This window comes from Collimonas fungivorans Ter331 (genome assembly GCF_000221045.1).
GTDB lineage: Bacteria > Pseudomonadota > Gammaproteobacteria > Burkholderiales > Burkholderiaceae_D > Collimonas > Collimonas fungivorans_A.
This window is the reverse complement of sequence record NC_015856.1, coordinates 4,317,959-4,336,124: the sequence shown is the minus strand read 5'-3', so window position 1 is coordinate 4,336,124 and position 18,166 is coordinate 4,317,959. Positions and strand designations below refer to the sequence as shown.

20 protein-coding genes and 1 tRNA gene are annotated in these 18,166 nt (G+C 57.4%); 7 read left to right on the top strand and 14 right to left on the bottom strand.

What is annotated here, in order from left to right; genetic code table 11:
- The first annotated feature begins 131 nt into the window (after window positions 1-131).
- Window positions 132-785 (top strand): DUF1345 domain-containing protein, encoded by a 654-nt coding sequence (locus CFU_RS19295; RefSeq protein ID WP_041742451.1) that lies wholly within the window; start codon window positions 132-134, stop codon window positions 783-785.
- Between the two features lie 147 nt (window positions 786-932).
- Here CFU_RS19295 and mgtA read toward each other — a convergent pair whose 3' ends face one another.
- On the bottom strand, window positions 933-3,695 hold the full coding sequence (gene mgtA / locus CFU_RS19290) for a magnesium-translocating P-type ATPase (protein WP_014007681.1): 2,763 nt from the start codon (window positions 3,693-3,695) through the stop codon (window positions 933-935).
- 323 nt (window positions 3,696-4,018) lie between these two features.
- Here mgtA and CFU_RS24650 point away from each other — a divergent pair, with 323 nt between their 5' ends.
- From CFU_RS24650 to dacB, 3 genes are all read left to right on the top strand, one after another.
- Window positions 4,019-4,201: a hypothetical protein gene (locus CFU_RS24650; RefSeq protein ID WP_148264896.1), complete on the top strand. Its 183-nt coding sequence runs from the start codon at window positions 4,019-4,021 to the stop codon at window positions 4,199-4,201.
- Between the two features lie 51 nt (window positions 4,202-4,252).
- Entirely contained in the window at window positions 4,253-4,564 is a 312-nt protein-coding gene (locus CFU_RS25270) for a hypothetical protein (protein WP_014007680.1), read from the top strand.
- A 232-nt stretch (window positions 4,565-4,796) separates the two neighbouring features.
- The gene (gene dacB, locus CFU_RS19280) at window positions 4,797-6,191 is read left to right on the top strand and encodes a D-alanyl-D-alanine carboxypeptidase/D-alanyl-D-alanine endopeptidase (RefSeq protein ID WP_238531508.1); all 1,395 of its coding nucleotides are present in this window, start codon (window positions 4,797-4,799) and stop codon (window positions 6,189-6,191) included.
- 70 nt (window positions 6,192-6,261) lie between these two features.
- Here dacB and CFU_RS19275 read toward each other — a convergent pair whose 3' ends face one another.
- The 3 genes from CFU_RS19275 to CFU_RS19265 are packed head-to-tail and all read right to left on the bottom strand — an operon-like array spanning window position 6,262 to window position 8,230.
- Window positions 6,262-6,765, bottom strand: coding sequence for a TPM domain-containing protein (locus CFU_RS19275; protein WP_041742447.1), 504 nt, complete (start codon window positions 6,763-6,765; stop codon window positions 6,262-6,264).
- Complete coding sequence (locus tag CFU_RS19270; RefSeq protein ID WP_014007677.1) at window positions 6,765-7,631, bottom strand: TPM domain-containing protein; 867 nt, start codon at window positions 7,629-7,631, stop codon at window positions 6,765-6,767. The genes CFU_RS19275 and CFU_RS19270 overlap by 1 nt, the downstream gene beginning before the upstream one ends.
- On the bottom strand, window positions 7,631-8,230 hold the full coding sequence (locus CFU_RS19265) for a LemA family protein (protein ID WP_041742446.1): 600 nt from the start codon (window positions 8,228-8,230) through the stop codon (window positions 7,631-7,633). The genes CFU_RS19270 and CFU_RS19265 overlap by 1 nt, the downstream gene beginning before the upstream one ends.
- A 141-nt stretch (window positions 8,231-8,371) precedes the next feature.
- Here CFU_RS19265 and pyrF point away from each other — a divergent pair, with 141 nt between their 5' ends.
- A complete protein-coding gene (gene pyrF / locus CFU_RS19260) occupies window positions 8,372-9,199 on the top strand; it encodes an orotidine-5'-phosphate decarboxylase (RefSeq protein WP_014007675.1) in 828 nt (275 codons plus the stop codon).
- 2 nt (window positions 9,200-9,201) lie between these two features.
- On the opposite strand, the gene CFU_RS19255 is transcribed toward pyrF, so the two are convergent.
- From CFU_RS19255 to CFU_RS19230, 6 genes are all read right to left on the bottom strand, one after another.
- A complete protein-coding gene (locus CFU_RS19255; protein ID WP_014007674.1) occupies window positions 9,202-9,711 on the bottom strand; it encodes a CinA family protein in 510 nt (169 codons plus the stop codon).
- A 78-nt stretch (window positions 9,712-9,789) separates the two neighbouring features.
- Window positions 9,790-10,320, bottom strand: a complete 531-nt coding sequence (locus CFU_RS19250; protein ID WP_014007673.1) for a phosphatidylglycerophosphatase A family protein — start codon at window positions 10,318-10,320, stop codon at window positions 9,790-9,792.
- A complete protein-coding gene (gene thiL / locus CFU_RS19245) occupies window positions 10,317-11,312 on the bottom strand; it encodes a thiamine-phosphate kinase (RefSeq protein WP_014007672.1) in 996 nt (331 codons plus the stop codon). Before thiL ends, CFU_RS19250 begins: the two co-directional genes overlap by 4 nt.
- 230 nt (window positions 11,313-11,542) lie before the next feature.
- On the bottom strand, window positions 11,543-12,091 hold the full coding sequence (locus tag CFU_RS19240; RefSeq protein ID WP_014007671.1) for a hypothetical protein: 549 nt from the start codon (window positions 12,089-12,091) through the stop codon (window positions 11,543-11,545).
- A 36-nt stretch (window positions 12,092-12,127) separates the two neighbouring features.
- Complete coding sequence (gene trmB, locus CFU_RS19235; protein WP_014007670.1) at window positions 12,128-12,835, bottom strand: tRNA (guanosine(46)-N7)-methyltransferase TrmB; 708 nt, start codon at window positions 12,833-12,835, stop codon at window positions 12,128-12,130.
- Window positions 12,836-12,997: 162 nt separating this feature from the next.
- A tRNA-Gly gene (locus tag CFU_RS19230) sits at window positions 12,998-13,071 on the bottom strand.
- A gap of 182 nt (window positions 13,072-13,253) precedes the next feature.
- On the opposite strand from CFU_RS19230, the gene CFU_RS24645 reads away from it, so the two are divergent.
- Window positions 13,254-13,775 carry a hypothetical protein gene (locus CFU_RS24645; RefSeq protein WP_148264895.1) on the top strand — a complete coding sequence of 174 codons (522 nt, stop codon included), beginning with the start codon at window positions 13,254-13,256 and terminating at the stop codon, window positions 13,773-13,775.
- A 286-nt stretch (window positions 13,776-14,061) separates the two neighbouring features.
- Window positions 14,062-14,409, top strand: coding sequence for a hypothetical protein (locus CFU_RS19225; protein ID WP_041742445.1), 348 nt, complete (start codon window positions 14,062-14,064; stop codon window positions 14,407-14,409).
- Window positions 14,410-14,705: 296 nt separating this feature from the next.
- On the opposite strand, the gene CFU_RS19220 is transcribed toward CFU_RS19225, so the two are convergent.
- From CFU_RS19220 to CFU_RS24030, 4 genes are all read right to left on the bottom strand, one after another.
- Window positions 14,706-15,494, bottom strand: coding sequence for an SDR family oxidoreductase (locus CFU_RS19220; RefSeq protein WP_050808658.1), 789 nt, complete (start codon window positions 15,492-15,494; stop codon window positions 14,706-14,708).
- Between the two features lie 155 nt (window positions 15,495-15,649).
- On the bottom strand, window positions 15,650-15,868 hold the full coding sequence (locus CFU_RS24635; protein ID WP_238531348.1) for a hypothetical protein: 219 nt from the start codon (window positions 15,866-15,868) through the stop codon (window positions 15,650-15,652).
- On the bottom strand, window positions 15,865-16,503 hold the full coding sequence (gene yfcF, locus CFU_RS24035; RefSeq protein WP_081466516.1) for a glutathione transferase: 639 nt from the start codon (window positions 16,501-16,503) through the stop codon (window positions 15,865-15,867). The genes CFU_RS24635 and yfcF overlap by 4 nt, the downstream gene beginning before the upstream one ends.
- Window positions 16,504-16,803: 300 nt before the next feature.
- Window positions 16,804-17,709: an ankyrin repeat domain-containing protein gene (locus CFU_RS24030; RefSeq protein WP_081466515.1), complete on the bottom strand. Its 906-nt coding sequence runs from the start codon at window positions 17,707-17,709 to the stop codon at window positions 16,804-16,806.
- Between the last annotated feature and the right edge of the window lie 457 nt (window positions 17,710-18,166).

The following is an 18,166-nucleotide window of genomic DNA, read 5'->3' as shown; positions in this document are numbered from 1 at the left end:
GCCAGGGCGCTTTATTTTTTTGCCGCGTTTTCCTGGTACGCACGCCAGATTCAAGGAAAACACACGGAAACCCGCAGTTGCAATATGCTGTCGATTCAGAAGCATTGATACCGGATTCAAAAAGGACAAGCATGAATAATTTCCGCCGCCTGGTTTTCCATACCCACCCGCGCCTGATGATTGCATTGATCATCGGCTTCGCAGTGTGGGCGATCCAGCCCACCAGCTCGCACCTGACACGCCTGCTGATCGGCTGGAACGCCGGCGTCTGGAGCTACCTGGCGACGCTCTGGTGGATGATGGTCCGGGCCAACGCGGGACAGGTGAAAAGGCGCGCCGCCGTCGAGGACGAAAACGATACCACGATACTGGTCATCATTTGCGTCGCCGCGGTCAGCAGCATCGGCGCTGTGGTGCTGGGGCTGGCGCATACCCAGGATTTCCTGCCGGGCCCGAAAGAGCTCAGGTACATGTTTACCGGCATGACGGTGCTCGGTTCCTGGTTCCTGGTGGGCACCATCTTTGCGCTGCACTATGCGCGCCTGTTTTACGCCTGCGCCGGCGACAAGCTGCCGCTGCGTTTTCCCGACGACGAAAAAAATCCCGACTACTGGGATTTCCTCTATTTTTCGTTCACGATGGCGGTGGCGGTCCAGACTTCCGATGTCAGCATCATGACGCGCTCCATGCGCAAGATCGTGCTGATGCAGTCGGTGCTGACGTTCCTGTTCAATTCCGCCATCCTGGGTTTGTCGATCAACATCGCGGCGGGCCTGGTTGGGTAGGGTGGGCACCCCGTGCCCACGCTGTTGCTTGTACTCCGGTTATCAGGGTCACGCGTGGGCACAGGTGCCCACCCTACGTGTTATCACGAGCCATAGCAGCAGCACGGGAAGTAGGTAGGGTGGGCACATCGTGCCCACGCGTGAACGTTATTGCCAGCCGTAGCGGCGGGCGTACCAGCCTTTCATCGCCTGCGTCAGCACCGCATAGGCCACCAGGATAAGCAGCAGCCACGGGAAGTAGGTCAGCGGCAAAGCCTGCAGTTTGAAGTAGTGGGCCAGCGGCGACATCGGCAGCAGGATGCCGACCATCATGATGATCAGGGTCATGCTCATCAGCGCCCACGAAGCGCGGCTCTGGAAGAACGGGATCTTGCGGGTGCGGATCATGTGCACGATCAGGGTTTGCGACAGCAAGCCTTCGATGAACCAGCCGGACTGGAACAGCGTCTGGTGTTCCGGCGTGTTGGCGCCGAAGATGTACCACATCAGGGCAAATGTGGTGATATCGAAAATCGAGCTGATCGGACCGAAGAACACCATGAAGCGGCCGATTTCGCCGGCATTCCAGCGCTGCGGTTTTTCCAGGAATTCCTTGTCGACGTTATCGAAGGGAATCGTGATCTGCGAGATGTCGTACAGCAGGTTCTGCACCAGCAGGTGCAACGGCAGCATCGGCAGGAACGGCAGGAACGCGCTTGCAACCAATACCGAGAACACGTTGCCGAAGTTGGAGCTGGCCGTCATCTTGATGTACTTCAGCATGTTGGCGAACGTCTTGCGGCCTTCCAGCACGCCTTCTTCCAGCACCATCAGGCTCTTTTCCAGCAGGATGATGTCGGCCGCTTCCTTGGCGATATCGACCGCGGTGTCGACCGAGATGCCGATGTCGGCCGCGCGCAGCGCTGGCGCATCGTTGATGCCGTCGCCCATGAAGCCGACCACGTGGCCCTTGTCATGCAGGACGCGCACGATGCGTTCCTTGTGGGTCGGGCTCAGCTTGGCGAATACGGTGGTGGTGTCGACTGCCATGGCGAGCTCGGCGTCGCTCATTTTCTCGACGTCGTTGCCGAGCAACATGCCGTCCACGGCCAGGCCGACCTGGCGGCAGATCTTGGCGGTCACCAGTTCATTGTCGCCGGTCAGGATCTTGACCGTGATGCCGTGTGCCTTGAGCGCGTCCAGCGCCGGCTTGGTCGATTCTTTCGGCGGATCGAGGAAGGCGATGTAGCCGATCAGGACCAGGTCGCTTTCATCGGCCACGCCATACACTTCCTTGGTCGGCGGCAGGTCCTTGGCGGCTACCGCCACCACGCGCAAGCCTTCAGCGTTCAGGCTGGACGTGGTTTCGTAGATTTCCTGCAGCAGTTCCTTGGTGAACGGCACCACCTGGCCGTTATGGCGGGCGTGGGTGCAGACCGAGACGATTTCTTCGACGGCGCCCTTGCAGATCAGCTCATGGTGATCCTCGCGTTCGCTGACCACCACCGACATGCGGCGGCGCTGGAAATCGAACGGGATTTCATCGACCTTGCGGTAGGCCGAGGCCAGCGCCATTTCGCGTTGCAGTTCGGCGTGTTCCAGCACGGCCACATCCAGCAGGTTTTTGAGGCCGGTCTGGTAATGGCTGTTGAGGTAGGCGTATTCCAGCACCAGATCGTCCTGCTCGCCGAGGATGTCGGTATGGCGTTCCAGGAAAATCTTGTCCTGGGTCAGGGTGCCGGTCTTGTCGGTGCACAGCACGTCCATGGCGCCGAAGTTCTGGATTGCGTCCAGCCGCTTGACGATCACCTTCTTGCGCGACAGCGCGACGGCGCCCTTGGCCAGGGTCGAGGTGACGATCATCGGCAGCATTTCCGGCGTCAGGCCGACCGCGATCGACATCGCAAACAGGAACGCTTCGACCCAGTCGCCCTTGGTGTAGCCGTTCAGCAGGAACACTACCGGCGTCATCACCATCATGAAGCGGATCAGCAGCCAGCTGACCTTGTTGACGCCGGACTGGAATGCCGTCGGCGTACGGTCGGTGGCGGTGACGCGCTCGGCCAGGGCGCCGAAGTAGGTGCGGTTGCCGGTGGTAACCACGATCGCGGTGGCCGAACCGCTGACCACGTTGGTGCCCATGAAACACAGGTTGTCCAGCTCCAGCGGGTTGCTGGTGGCGGTGCCGCGGTGGGCGACGAATTTCTCTACCGGCAGCGATTCGCCGGTCATGGCGGCCTGGCTGATGAACAGGTCCTTGGCGGTCAGCAGGCGCAGGTCGGCCGGGATCATGTCGCCGGCGGACAGCTGGACGATGTCGCCCGGCACCAGCTTCTTGATCGGCAGCTCGATGCGGCGCGCGCCCTTCGGATGCAGGGTGACGTCGAAGTAGCGCAGGGCTTCCTCGGCGATGTCTTCGGCCAGGTCGTGGCGCAGCACGGTGGCGGTGTTGCTGACCATCGCCTTGAGCTTGTCGGCGGCGGTGTTGGAACGCGACTCCTGGATGAAGCGCATCATGGTCGACAGCACGACCATGGAGCCGATGACGATGGTGGCTTTCATGTCTTCCGTGAGGTAGGACACGGCGGCCAGCACGGTCAGCAGCAGGTTGAACGGGTTTTTGTAGCATTGCCACAGGTGCACCCATTTCGAGATCGGCTTTTCGTGCTCGACTTCATTCGGACCGGCGCTGGCGCGGATAGTGTCCGCTTCCGCTTCGGTCAGGCCGTCGGCGCGGCTGTGCAGAGTCTGGAACAGTTCGCTGATGTCGACGCGGGCAGCGCTGGACAGGGTTTCCGCCAGCGACGGCGGCACGTCCTTGCTGACCGGCGTGCTGCGGAACATGTCGGCGCCAAGGCGGCGGAAGTGGCGATCCATGCCGTGGCTGCGGACAAAGCTAACGAATGTTTCTCTCAGAATATTCAGATTCATGGTCTTCTTCTTTTTTCATGCATTGCGGTCGGCTGTCGTCGATCGGTGTGTCGCTGCCTGCTTGCCTGTGGTTTTATCGCTTTTAACTTAATGTTAACGACTGGCAACCCATACGGATGACAGCCTGTCGGCAAAAAGCGCAAAGTTCTAGAACGGCACCAGACTGTAAATTCGATCGGTGACATCTTGATGACAATCCGTATCTATCTCAAACGCTGGATGCAGCGCTGAATGCAAGTGTTCGATGGCCTCGACGGCGGCATTAGCCGTGGTCGAGGCCAGAATCAGCCTAGCGCGCTGCCGATGCGACGGCGCAACTGTGGATGAAACAAGATCAGGTGGTGGAATACTGTGCGCCCGGAAACGCTCCGGAAGCTGGGATACCATCATTCGCCGGCGGCGAGATGACGGCAGGGGAAGTCCTGCGTTATCTTGCCGAGGCGGCGCCAGAACGGGTCTGGCTACAACTGTCACTCGAACAAGTGCCCATTAAAGGGACTCCATAAAATTTAGACTGGTGGATAGTAGCCGCGCCGGGCAGGGCGGTCAAGAAGATTGTGCAGGACAGCATCGGTTTAATCCCATACTGCTTTGGCTATGCCCGGCCTGTTGTCAATCAATTATTCCGCCTTGCCTTTAAGCATGAGAAAACTATACTGAAATTACAATATATAAAGGAGATGACCATGGTCAACCTGGTGATGAACAACCTGCTGTTTTTTGTGCCGGCAGCCATCGCCGGCGTGGTGTTGTGCGGCGAAGTGCCGGTTGCCTCCAAAGTTGCCCGCGGCAGCCTGCGCGCTATTGGCGCTGTGTGCGGCGCGCTGCTGGCGTTGATTATCCTGGAAGCCATACCAGCGTTGCTCTGACGCCGCAGTCTTGAAGTGCATGTCGGGATCGCTGACGGCATCCCGCAGCGATACTGTTTTCTGATTTTCCGCACATCTGCTGGCGCTGCTTTACAGCTTGTTCCGCAGCCGGCCACGACTCCTTTTTTTGCATCGCGTGAACGCATGGGATAATCCCGTGCAAACCTTCTTTTTCACCGGTGCCCACTTGAATAAACTCCACGCGATCAGTGTCCTCCTCTTGTCTTCCGTCTTGCTGCCTGGCGTCCAGGCGCAGGAATCGTCCGCTGCCCTTTCTGTCACGCCGCCGGCATCGTTCAGCAAGGCCTTGCAGCTTGCCGGGATTCCAGCCCAAAACGTCGGCGTTTATGTACAGGAAGTCGACGGCGCCGGCAAGGTGATGGCGTCCGCCAATGCCGGCACGCCGTTCAACCCGGCCTCGACCATGAAGCTGGTGACCACCGACGCCGCGCTGGAACTGCTGGGGCCGACCTACCGCTGGAAGACCCAGGCATACACCAACGGCAGCCAGGTCGGCAATGTGCTGCAGGGCGACCTGATCTTCAAGGGCAACGGCGACCCCAAGCTGGTGCTGGAAAATTTCTGGCTGTTCCTGCGCCAGATCCGCGCCAAGGGCATCCGCGACATCCGCGGCAATATCGTGCTGGATCGCAGTACGTTTGACGAGAGCACCTACGACCCCTCCGAATTCGACGGCGATCCGATGAAGCCGTATAACGTCGGCCCGGATGCCTTGCTGCTCAACTATAAGGCGCTGACCTTCCAGTTCGTGCCGAATCCGGAAACGCGCCAGGTCAACGTGCTGATCGATCCGCCGATGAGCGGCTACCCGATCACGCCGCCGCGCCTGGGCAGCGGCAACTGCGACGACTGGCAGGGTAAGCTGCAGGCGTCGGTGGACGCCGACGGCGCCAGTTTCAACGGCGCGCTGCCGGCTTCCTGCGGTGAAAAGACCTGGTATATCAATCCCTACAAGATGAGCAGCACGCAATACTTCGGCGCGGTGTTCCGCCAGATGTGGACCGACCTCGGCGGCAGTTTCAGCGGCGTGGTGAAAAACGGCGTGGCGCCGGCCGGCAGCACCCTGGTCAGCGAATGGAATTCGGTGACGCTGCCGGAAGTGATCCGCGACATCAACAAATACAGCAACAACGTGATGGCGCGCCAAGTGCTGCTGACGATTGCCGCCGACATCCTGAAAGTCCCGGCCACCCCGGACCGTGGCGCGCGCGCCGTGCAAAGCTGGCTCAGCAACAAGGGCATAGAGACCAACGGCCTGGTGATCGAAAACGGTTCAGGCCTGTCGCGCAACGAAAGGATCTCCGCCAGGACCATGGGCCGCATGATGGCCGCCGCCTTCCAGTCGCCGGTCATGCCTGAGTTTGTTTCCTCGATGCCGCTGGTAGGCTACGACGGCACCATGCGCAAGCGCCTGAAAAACCAGAGCGTCGCCGGCCAGGCCCACGTCAAGACCGGCACCCTGAACGACGTCAGGGCGATCGCCGGCTACGTACTGGCCGCCTCCGGCAAATACTACGCGGTAGTCTGCCTGATCAACCACCCCAACGCCCCTCGCGGCCAGGCGGCGCAAGACGGCTTGCTGCAGTGGGTCTACGAAAACGGCTAAAATGCGCGGCTAAAAAATTCGACTCTGACCCTAATAAATTAATTAGGGTCAGAGTCGAATTAATTGGACGTTACAGCAGCAGCGGCTTGTCTGACAGTTCGTTTTTCTTGCGGCCTTCGTCGGGGAAGTGCTGGGTCAGCATGTCGTTCATTTGTTCCAGCGCGGCCAGTGTGCTGTCGTGGAATGCGCCGTTGGCGAATTCCTTGGTCATGGTCTTGCACACGGCTTGCCATTCGGCTGACTTGGTGGCGCGGCCGATGGCGCGGTCGACGATGATTTCGACCTTGTGGTCGGCCAGGTTCACATAGAGCAGGACGCCGACGTTTTCTTCCGTGTCCCAGATCCGGTAGTGCGAGAACAGTTCATGGGCGCGGTTGCGCGAGGTGACGCCGTTGAGCACGGCGGGCAGGCTTAGCGAGCCTTCGACAATCATTTTGACTTCGGCGCGGTGCGTGACTTCGCCATCGGCAATTTTCTGCTGGATGGCTTTGAGCGTGGTCGCCGGAAATGCGCGCCGCGCGCTGCGCCGGGTAGTCAGCAGATGACGCCAGATGCGTTGTAGAGTTTTTCCCATCACCAGTCTCCCGACGCGCCGCCGCCATCGAAGCCGCCACCGCCGCCGGAAAAACCGCCGCCGCCAAATCCTCCACCTCCACCTCCGCCGCCACCACCAAAACCGCCGCCGCCGCGTCCACCCTGGCTCAGGATGCTGCCGATGATGACGCCGGCGGCGTTGCCCCAGACATTGCTGTTGAGCGAACGGCCGGAACCGGCGCCGCCGCTGCGTGCGCGTGAAATGATGGTGATCAGGATGATGAAGCCGAAGAACAGCAGCGGCGCCAGCGCGCCCAGCCAGTCGGAGGAGGGTTCTTGCGCCGGCCCCGATTTACGGCTGGGAGGTGCAAAGTTTTCCTGGTCCAGCAACGGCATGATGGCCGAGATGCCGGCGGTCAGGCCGCCATAGAAATCGCCCTTGGAAAAATACGGCGCGATGATTTCCTGCAGCACACGCTTGGACTGGGCGTCGGTCAGCGTGCCCTGCACGCCGCGTCCGGTCAGTATCATCATGCGCCGCAAGGCTTTCGGATTGTCTTTCGCCACCAGCAGGATGACGCCGTCGTCGATGCCTTTGCGTCCAAGCTTCCAGGCGTCGGCAACGCGCACGGCATAGTCCTCGATGCCTTCCGGCTCGGTCTTGCTGAGCAGCAGGACGGCGATCTGGCTGCCGGTGCGCGCCTCGTACTCACTCAAGGTATTGTCGAGCGCATCGCGCTGCGCCGGCTGCAGCATGCCGGCCAGGTCGGTGACGTGCGCTTGCAGCGGCGGCACCGCCACTTGCGTCTGCGCCGAGGCGGGTACCGCAAACAGCGCCAGCCACAGGGCCAGCGCCGGCAGCCACAGGCGGATTGCTGGGAGCGCCGGGATCACCTTCAGCGACATTATTTTTTGCCGCCGAAATCGACGTCAGGCGAAGTCGAGATCGCCTTTTCATTATCCACGGTGAACGACGGCTTGACCTTGTAGCTCATCGCCATCGCGGTCAGGTTGGTCGGGAAACTGCGCGCCAGCACGTTGTAGTCCTGCACCGCAACGATGTAGCGGTTGCGCGCCACCTTGATGCGGTTTTCTATGCCTTCCAGCTGCGATTGGGCATCGCGGTACAGGCCGTCGGCCTTCAGCTGCGGATAATTCTCGGACACCGCCATCAGGCGCGACAAGGCCGACGACAGCTGGCCCTGGACCTGCTGGAATTTCTCGAAGGCGGCAGGATCGTTCAGCACTTCCGGCGTGATCTGGAAACTGGTCGCGGCCGAACGCGCCTTGGTCACGGCTTCGAAGGTGGCTTCTTCATGGGTGGCATAGGCCTTGACGATCTGGGCGATCTTCGGCACCAGATCGGCGCGCCCCTGGTACTGGTTGACGACTTCGCCCCAGGCGGCCTTCACAGCTTCATCCTTGGTCTGGAAATCATTGTAGCCGCAGGCGCTGAGCAGCGAGGCGAAGGTAACAATTGCCAGCCATTTGAAGAAAGTTTTCATGGATATCCCTGATAAAAGAAACAATGTAATGCACGTTAGCAAACTATCGAAGGCCGCTCAAGTGTTAAATAGCGACTACTCCGCTTATTCCCGGCTAAATTGGAATTACAATGCGGGGGTTTGTATTATTGAGGCTTCACCGTGACTTTTATCGAAAAACTATCCGCCGCCTGGAGCGCCAACAATTCCCTGCTGTGCGTCGGGCTGGACCCGGATGTTGCCAGATTCCCATTACATTTGCAGGGCCAGCCGGACGCGATCTTCACTTTCTGCAAAGAAATCATAGACGCCACCGCCGCCACTGCCTGTGCGTTCAAGCCGCAAATCGCCTATTTTTCGGCGATTCGGGCGGAAGACCAGCTGGAAGCGATTTGCGACTACCTGCGCAAAAACTACCCGCAGATCCCGATCGTGATGGACGCCAAGCGCGGCGACATCGGCGCCACCGCCGAGCAGTATGCGCGCGAAGCATTCGAGCGCTACGGCGCCGACGCCGTTACCGTCAGCCCGTACATGGGCTTCGATTCGGTCGCACCGTACCTGGAATGGAAGGACCGCGGCGCCATTGTCCTGTGCCGCACCTCCAACGCCGGCGGTTCCGACCTGCAGTTCCTGACAGTGGATGGCGTTCCGCTCTACCAGCACGTGGCGCGCCTGGTGGCTGACAAGTGGAACACCAACGGCCAGTGCGCCCTGGTGGTGGGCGCGACATTCCCGCAGGAACTGGCGCAAGTGCGCAGCATCATCGGCGAGATGCCGTTGCTGGTGCCGGGCATCGGCGCCCAGGGCGGCGATATCCAGGCGACCGTGAACGCCGGCAAAACGGCGAACGGCACGGGCATGATGATCAACTCGTCGCGCGCGATCCTGTACGCCAAGCCTGACCAGGCCGCCGGCGAAGACTACGCTCAGGCCGCGCGCCGCGTGGCAGAGGAAACCCGCGACGCTATCAATCGCTTTCGTATTTGAGTTTATTTCAGGAAGCGCAGCAGCCCTTGCAGCGCATGGATCACGGTCTGTTCGCGCACCGCGTGGCGGTCGCCCGCAAACACCAGCCGTTCGGTGTGGGTGCGATGGCCGACTGACCAGCCGAAGCAGACCGTGCCGACCGGTTTGCCCGGCACCGCACCGCCCGGTCCGGCGATGCCGGTGGTGGAGACGCTGACGTCGGCATTGCTGTTGGCCAGCGCGCCTTCAGCCATGGCGGCGGCAATTTCTTCGCTCACCGTGCCGTGCTGCGCAATCTCGGCTTCAGGAATATCCAGCAGTTCGGTCTTGGACGCATTGGAGTAGGTGACGAAGCCACAATCGAACCATTCCGAAGAACCGGCGATTTCCGTGATCGCTTGCGACACGCCGCCGCCGGTGCAGGATTCGGCGGTCGACAGGAACCAGTTCCTGGCTTGCAGGGTACGGCCGACTTGCGCCGCCAGATCGAGGATTTGCTCGGTGTTGCCTTCAACTACAGTGCTGGTGTTCATGTCTCAACTCCTGTTTGCTGTTCTGCCGGCTGGGTCAGTACATACTGCCACTTGTTGCCGGCGGATGCAATCGCCGTCCTAAATCACCCGCCACAAAGCGAGCGCTAGCAGTGTATAAAACGCTGCCACAATGTCATCCCACATGACGCCGAAACCGCCCTTGAAATGACGGTCGAAATAGGCGATCGGCGGCGGTTTCACCATGTCGAAAAAACGGAACACGATGAAGGCGCCGAACTGTGCCGACAGGTTGGCCGGGGTGACCAGCACCAGCACCAGCCAGAACGCGATGATTTCATCCCACACCATGCTGCCGTGATCCGGCGCGCCCAGGTGGCGGCCGGTGCTCTGGCAGGTCCAGATGCCGACGATGAAGCCGGCGGCGATGATCACCAGCCAGTTCAGCGGCGTGAAAATTTCCGGCCAGCGGGTAGTCAGCACCACATATGACAGCCAGCCGAACAAGGTGCCGAAGGTGCCCGGCATGATGGGCGAGAGCCCGCTGCCGAAACCTTGGGCAATCAAGTGCGCCGGATGCGACAGCATGAAGCGGGCGCTGGCCTTGATCGGTTGAGACGGCGCAGTTGCTTGGGTCGTTGCTTGGGTCATGTTGAGAGAAAGTGGTCGAAAGAAGCAAGTTGCAGGTCTAGCGTGCTGTTGCCAGCGTCGCGCAGGCGCAAACCGTGTTGGGCGTCGATGCTGCCGATGCGGGTGACCGCCGTGGCGGCGCTTTGGGCTGCCGCCAGCACGGCGCCGCGCTGATCGGCAGCGGCGGTGAAACATAATTCGTAGTCGTCGCCGCCGGCCAGGGTGAAATGGCGGCGGATCGCCAGGTTTTGCCGGCCCAGCACCGCACCGGCCGGCAGGCTGTCGACCGCCAGCGTGGCGCCGACGGACGAGCGCGCCAGGATATGGCCGAGATCGCCGGCCAGGCCGTCGGAAATATCGATGGCGGCATGGGCGATGCCGCGCAGGGCCTGGCCTAGTGCGACTCTTGGCGTCGGCTGATGCATGCGGGTGGCGGCCAGTTTGAAACTGTCGCTGCCGAGTTTCAGGTCCGCACTTAGCTCGGCGCCGAGTTCTTGCCGGTACACCGCCAGCGCCAGACGGGCGTCGCCCAGCGTGCCCGAGACCCAGATATCGTCGCCGGCCTGGGCAGCATCGCGGCGCAGGGCTTGTCCGGGCGCGGTTTCGCCGAACACCGTGATGCAGATATTCAACGGGCCCTTGGTAGTGTCGCCGCCGATCAGTTCGCACTGATGCTCGTCAGCCAGCGCCAGCAGCCCGCCCGAAAACGCCGCCAGCCATTCTTCATGCACGGCGGGCAGGGCGAGCGCCAGCGTAAACGCCAGCGGCCGCGCGCCCATCGCCGCCAGGTCGGACAGGTTCACCGCCAGGCATTTGTGGCCGAGCGTGAAGGGATCGGCATCGGGGAAGAAATGGCGTCCTTCCACCAGCATGTCGGTGGAGATCGCCAGCTGCTTGCCGGCGCCAGGGATCAGCAGTGCGCAATCGTCGCCGACGCCGAGCGCAATCTGGGCAAGATTGCTGCGCGGCGCGCGAGTGAAGTAGCGGGAGATCAGGTCGAATTCGGACAACATAGGCAGATTGTACCGAATGGCGGGCTGCTAGACGGGTAATTCGCTGAAATTGCTTGTCGGCTATGGCCGAGCTTGCTTCAAAGCCCTGCGCGTAGGGTGGGCACCTGTGCCCACGCGTTACCGTGATATCCGGAGTGCGGGCTTACACAGCACCGAAGTAGGCATTTGTGCGGAGTGAGTTCACGCGTGGGCACGATGTGCCCACCCTACCGGTCTTGGCGCCAGAGGCATCAAAAACCCGAGCCGCAAGAGGTAGTGCGCGAAATGGCGCCTTTCTGCATGATGTCCTCGCCCTTGGTATTGCCGACCGAGATCTGGGTCACGCAATAGGTGCCGTTCGGCCCGGTCACCTTGGTGACGCGCTGGCCGTTGGGCAGCGTGATGTCTTCCATGGTGGTGTCTTTCGGCGAGCTTGGCGGCGGCGGGGCCGGAGGGGCAAGGCCCATTTCCAGTTTTTGCTGCATGGTCGGCTCAGCCGTCTTTGCGTCCTTGGGCGGCGCGTCCTTGCGCAGGTCGCGGTCGATCTTGCCGGCATCACGTTTGGCTGCCTCGACCATGCCCTCGGCCGACGGCCGGCCGGAGGACGCCGGCAGCTGCGGCGCCCCGGGAGCGGCAGGCCGGTAATGGGTGTCTTCAACCGTGATCGTTCCAGGCGGCAGCGGCGGCGCCTGTTCACCCGCCTGCACCGGCGAAAGGTGGGACAGGGCAAGCAGCAACGCCGAGGCGCCCATCGTGGCGAGTCGCTTGTCGATGCGGGAAAAAACTCGGGTTATCAACATGTCGCAGGCTTCCTATAGCAGCTATGGCAATTCAGTTCAAACGCGCGTGAACACCAGGTCCCAGACGCCATGCCCGAGCCGCAAGCCGCGGTTCTCGAACTTGGTCACCGGCCGGTAATCCGGCCGTTCTGCGTAAGTCTCGGCGCTGTTCTTCAGCAGCGGTTCGGCGCTCAACACTTCCAGCATCTGCTCAGCATACTCCTGCCAGTCGGTGGCGCAATGCAGGTAACCGCCCGGCGCGATGCGCGAGGCCAGCAAGCTGACCAGCGGCCCCTGGATCAGGCGGCGCTTGTTGTGCCGCGCCTTGTGCCAGGGATCGGGAAAGAACACATGCGCGCCGGCCAGCGAACCGGGAGCGATCATGTTGGTCAGCACTTCCACCGCGTCATGCTGGACCAGGCGCAGGTTGTCCAGCTGCTGCTCGCCGATCAGCTTCAGCAGGCTGCCGACGCCAGGCGTATGGACTTCGACCCCGAGGAAATTCTTTTCCGGCATGCCGGCGGCAATCTTGGCCGAGGTTTCCCCCATGCCGAAGCCGATTTCCAGGACAGTCGGCGCGCTGCGCCCGAAAACCTGGCCGAGGTCGACCACGGCCTTGTCGTAAGGCACGCAAAAGCGCGGCCCCAATTCCTCGATGGCGCGCGCCTGCGCCGTCGACAAACGCCCGGCGCGCGTGACAAAGCTGCGGATCCGGTGTTCGGTCGGATCGTAAAAAAGGGGTTTGCCGGATTTGTTTTCTGACATGCTTGATAGACGAGCTAAGGCTAGGGTTAAGGTGAGGCGGGCGCTCAATTGTCATTTAGTTGCCATTGAGCTGCCATGGGCCATGGCGTCATTGTAACGCCAGGCGACAGGTCGCCTCAAAAATACAAATGGCGCCCTGTGATACGGGCGCCAGCGCTGATCTGGAGCGGGTAGAGGGGATCGAACCCTCGTCTAAAGCTTGGGAAGCTTTCGTTCTACCATTGAACTACACCCGCGATAGGCGCATTTTACGCGGGATTTGACGGGGTTTGCAAATTTGAAAGGTGTTTGAGGGGATGATGAATGTGATGGCCGATTTCTCTGAGGTGTGGAAGCTTGATTGTTTATTAATTTAAGCTTAGATTCCTGAATCGATCAAGGCGTCCGTAGTAATTAACTGGAAGTTATCTACTTAAAAATGAAAAAAAGTGCGTTGAGATTTGCCTCATTAATCGTTATTAGTGCACTCACAGGATGCGCGGCACCAAAACCTTATATATCGCCTACTTCTGGTGACACTGCAAAAATTAGAGTCATCAACAATAGTATGGGTACTTCTGATGTCTCCGCCACTACGACGTGCGGTGTTTCGTCGGCTAAAAGCATCGCCTCATTCAGCACTTTTTATAAAGTTGATAAGAGCAGAGCCGATATGTATGGAAGTCAAGAATACGAAAACAAAAGCAATGTAATAGAACGTGTAGTCGAAGCGGAAAAGGACACAAATTTTTTTGCTGGATATCAGGGCGCTTCGACAAACATATGCATTGTAGGTACTGCATTTACGCCAAGAAAAAATCAGCAATATGAGATGCGCTTTTTAGGTGGAATAGGAGGTTGCAGTTTGACAGTTGTCAAATTATCCGTGGTGGATGGACAAATTGTAAAAGAAAAAATTAATGATCTCCACCCGGCAAAAAAACATGTGAATAATTCATGAAAGTGTTCTTCGTTTCAATCACAAAGATGCCAAACTTCGACACGATAATGTGATCGATCTGGGTAGTGCCGTCGTCAATGGGTATCTAATATTGTTTTAAGCGAGGCGGATCGAGTACGTCTGATGTCAGGGACGTCCGCTACTAGGTGATTTCGGAGTCCAGCCGTTTGGCGAAATTGATTGAATGATCTGTAATGCCAACGGGTTAAATGCATTGCAGTCAAACAGGTCAAAAATAATTGAGGCTGGAAAATGAGATATCTCGCTGCAATTTTTTTTTACATCAATGAGCGTAACTACCCAATTGGCCCTAGCTACTCAGCTTGCGATTGCGCCTGATGTTGGCACTCCCTTCATATTGTTATGTAAGGCGACTATCGGTGGCCAACTCTTAACTCAAAATCTTGTAGTGAATTATCGAGACAAAGCCGTGAATGGGAAAAGTGCCGTCATTAATGAGACGATGATCACGTGGTCCGACAATGAATTTGACCCTTATAGAAAAATGAATATGGTCAATCGGCACGAACTCAACCGACTAGCTGGAACCTATCGTATGTGGACCGAAGGTGTTGTATATGCAGCCCCTTTGCCAACCTACCACTGCGAAAAAGCTCAGCAACCAAAATTCTGATAAAAAACGGAAGTGCTACTCATAAGTATTTAAACGCGTTCAAATTACGCGGCGCAGTTGATTCCAGATGATGGGAGCACTACGTGTCTTGTCAAAGATGGTGCCGGCCGTCGCAGGTCCTCTAGGTACGCCGCGCGCTCTTCCTCCGATGCGAACCGGTCTAAAAACTCGTTCCACGTGCGGGGATAGGGTAGTGTCTCAGTATGCATCTTGCCTATTGGTGGATGCCGGTGCGCTCGCTATCAGGCTCGGACCATCCTAAGGTTTCGGCTCGCCGACGCGATCCATCAGATCGGTCAAGCGGTAGTGACAGTGAAAGCGCCGGGAATGCCGCCGTTGATGGGGAAGGTCGAAGCTGTCACGAACCCGGCATCGTCGCTCGCGAGATAGGCGGCGGTCGCAGCAAGTTCCTGAACGGTTCCAAAACGTCCCATTGGCATATGTATGAAGCGACGGGAAACCTCCTCTGGACCGATGCGGTCGAAGGCCTGTTTGAGTTGGGGTGTCTCTATGGGACCCAAGGCAAGGGCATTCACGCGCACGCCGCGCCGGGCAAGATGGACGCCCAGATCGCGGGAAAGTTGTTCCACGCCAGCCTTAGCGGCATTGAAAGCCATTTGGGCCGACGCCGCGCCCATTCCCGCCAGGAACGAGGCGGTGTTGATGACCGAGCCTTTCGCGGGATCATTGCGCAGCATGAAGGGTATGCCATGCTTGCAGCTGAGCCAGGTTGTGGTGAGATTGGCCGCGAAGACGCGCTGCCAGGTTTCATAACTGGTGTCGAGCGCTGAGTGATCTTCTGAATCGACTAATCCGGCATTGTTGTAGATAACATCGACTCGCCCGAGATCACGATGAACACGTTCATAGGCGGCCCGCACTTGCTCCTCATCGGCTAGGTCCGCCTGCAATGCAAGCGAGCCGATTGCATGCGCTTTTCGGTCGATCCCAACGACAACCCCGCCTTCTTCGGCAAATCGACGTGCCACGCCCTCGCCCAGCACACCGACGACGCCGGTCACCACGCAGATGCGGCCGTCGAGCCGCCGATTCTCTCTCGCTGTCATTGTCTGAATCTCGTCCATCGGGCCGGAGTCTAGTAAACACTGCCGTGGGTTCTAAATTCTCGAAACGAAAATCCGAAATGAGACACCGCCAGAATGGATCAGCCGGTGCCATCATGTGCTCAATACAATACCAAAACGCCTTGTGGAGCTAGATGGAAACTATTTATATAAATTCAGTATAATCCAAAAGTTGCATTCTGAAAATTACTTAGTGGGCTCCACAATCTTGCCTCTACGGAGGTGATGCCGCTGCGTGGTTTTAACATTGTCATGGCCCAATAAATCACTCGCAGCTTGGTCGCCACGTCGTCAGATGTGTCATCAGCAGCTTTTGCACGAAGATCGTAAAACCGGAAGGCCTGTATATCTGCTGCTAGCTCTATGCTGTTCATTTCGAACGTTCTTGCTTTACCCATGATTGGACAGATGGCCGTTGCCATTGATGGCGTGCATAAGCAACCAATTTTCCCGGCACGTTATCGCCATTCATCACAAGACGATTGAGCATCAGTGCAAGATCGGTGTCCGCGATGCACCACTCGTTAAAAAGATTCAACGCGCCATTTCCAAGAAGACTGTCAACCGCAGAAAACAGTTTGGCAGCGGAAGCTTGTGCTGCATCAGAAAGCGGCTCTTCAGTTGGTTTGAAGAAAACGACTTCGGTCGACCGTTCTTCACGAATGGGCATGAAGTCGCTCCGCAGCCACGCCTGAATTTGTCTTGCCCTTGCTCTATTCTGAACATCATGCGGATAAACGATGCGATATTCCGGTGCTGGAAATTGCTCTTCCAAATATTCGGAAATTGCAGACGACTCAGACAAGTGAAAGCTGCCATGACTAAGCGTTGGTACTCGGCGAGTCAGTGAAAGCTGTGAATAGTCAGGTTGGTGATTCTCGTTAGTGCCCAAATTAACTGTCAGGATTTCGAACGGAATTCCCTTTTCTTTTAGTGTTACAAACGCGGACATTGCGTACGGGCTTGCAAATTGTGAGTCAACGTATAACTTGATACCATGGTTCGACATCTTCGTCTGTCCTCTTCAATTAGTTATTGAACCTACTGCCGCATTTCTCCGATCAGATTCTGTTCGGTGTGACCGTCAATTATTACCTAGTTTGTTGTGTAACGACGGGCAGGAAATTTCGTGTATCCATTGAAGTGTGCGATTCGGTATTTATGCCGGACTGACCGTCCGTAATATCAACTCGATTCCACATTTCGGACATGTATTGTTGGCCTTTCCTGCCGCAATCGATTTCACATGTTTGACATGCTCGCGATTTGTCTTAAACGATGCAGGTTTTGTGTGAATGAATGTACTTCTCTATTCCTTCTCGCCAGCGTTAATTAACATTTCTACGATTACGTCACAACGTTGCGCCATTGCGCACTTACGAGCCCATTTAAGCGGCGTCACGATTTCGGAACCCGAATGGATGATTTGGTTAACGTTTGCGCCATGAGAAATCAGCAAAGCAACCATTTCTGGATAACCCTTGGACGCGGCGTATATAAGCGGGCTACCGAAAACGTTGGAAGCATCATGAAGGCCATTTGGATTCGCCCCCAGATCCAATAACACTTTGGCTGTTGCGACATCGCCACTAACGGCGGCATAACTTAGTGGAGTCCAATGATCTTCTTCAGAATTTATCGCTGCGCCGTGGTCCAGCAACCACTTTACAGTCTCTTTATTCCCATTTCTTGCTGCACAACCTACCGAAGCACATCGTCGGCCCCTCGGCGCAGCGGAATCAATTAGTGGTGCAAAATTGAAGTGCTCTAAAGATGCTCCATTCGTAAGTAATAGATTTCCAATTTCAATAGCTCGGATTTCTTCTTTTTCGTTGCTATTTGGCTGGTCAATGACGTACAGCATCGCTGATCTGCAATTGCCTTCGCAATTAATATCAGCTCCCTTTTCAAGTAGATCCTTTACAAGAGATAAATTTCGACGGCCGATCGCGAAGTCTAGCAGTCTCAAATCATTGGAGGGTGTGCAGTAATTAACGTCTTCCACCGTTGGTAAAATCTTCAACGCAATATCTGTGTCGTTTGATTTCACCGCCTCGTAGAGTGCCTGTTTATTCGGAGGGAAATCTTTGAATTCGGTGCATGGGTAGAAATTTTCAGGAACGGACACAGTCGCAAAACTTGGTAATGGAAAGACCAAAATGATTGCAGTGAAAAGTGTGTAATGCAATCTCGATACGAGGTTCATGATTTTCATGCAGTTCCTTGGCTGAGGCTTGACTTCGATTAACCAATTGTGAAACCACGTTAGATACCGAATGCGAATTGTATTTTTATGCCGCAAAATATTAGTATGGATCAGCACAGCGATTATTGCATCTTCATTCGGTTCTACCCAGTTTTACCCGTCCGGTAAGAGCAGAAACAAGACATCCCCGATTTTCAACGAAGCCGGTACACGAACGACCCACTGAGCGTGTTTATGGAGAAACACATCGCAGCCAGAGATTTTATTTCGTAAGCTAATTTACTCGACGTTTCATTTTCTTGTCCCACTGAGCGCCGCGATGTCAATAATCGGTGGTATTGCTTTTGGCTGTGCCTACAGCCTGCCGCAACACTTACCAACAATGTTCTTGGCACGGAATAAGTAGTGGCGAACGTCTAATGAATTTTCATTAAGCGATGCGTCAGCAACCGCCATTCCCGTCAGT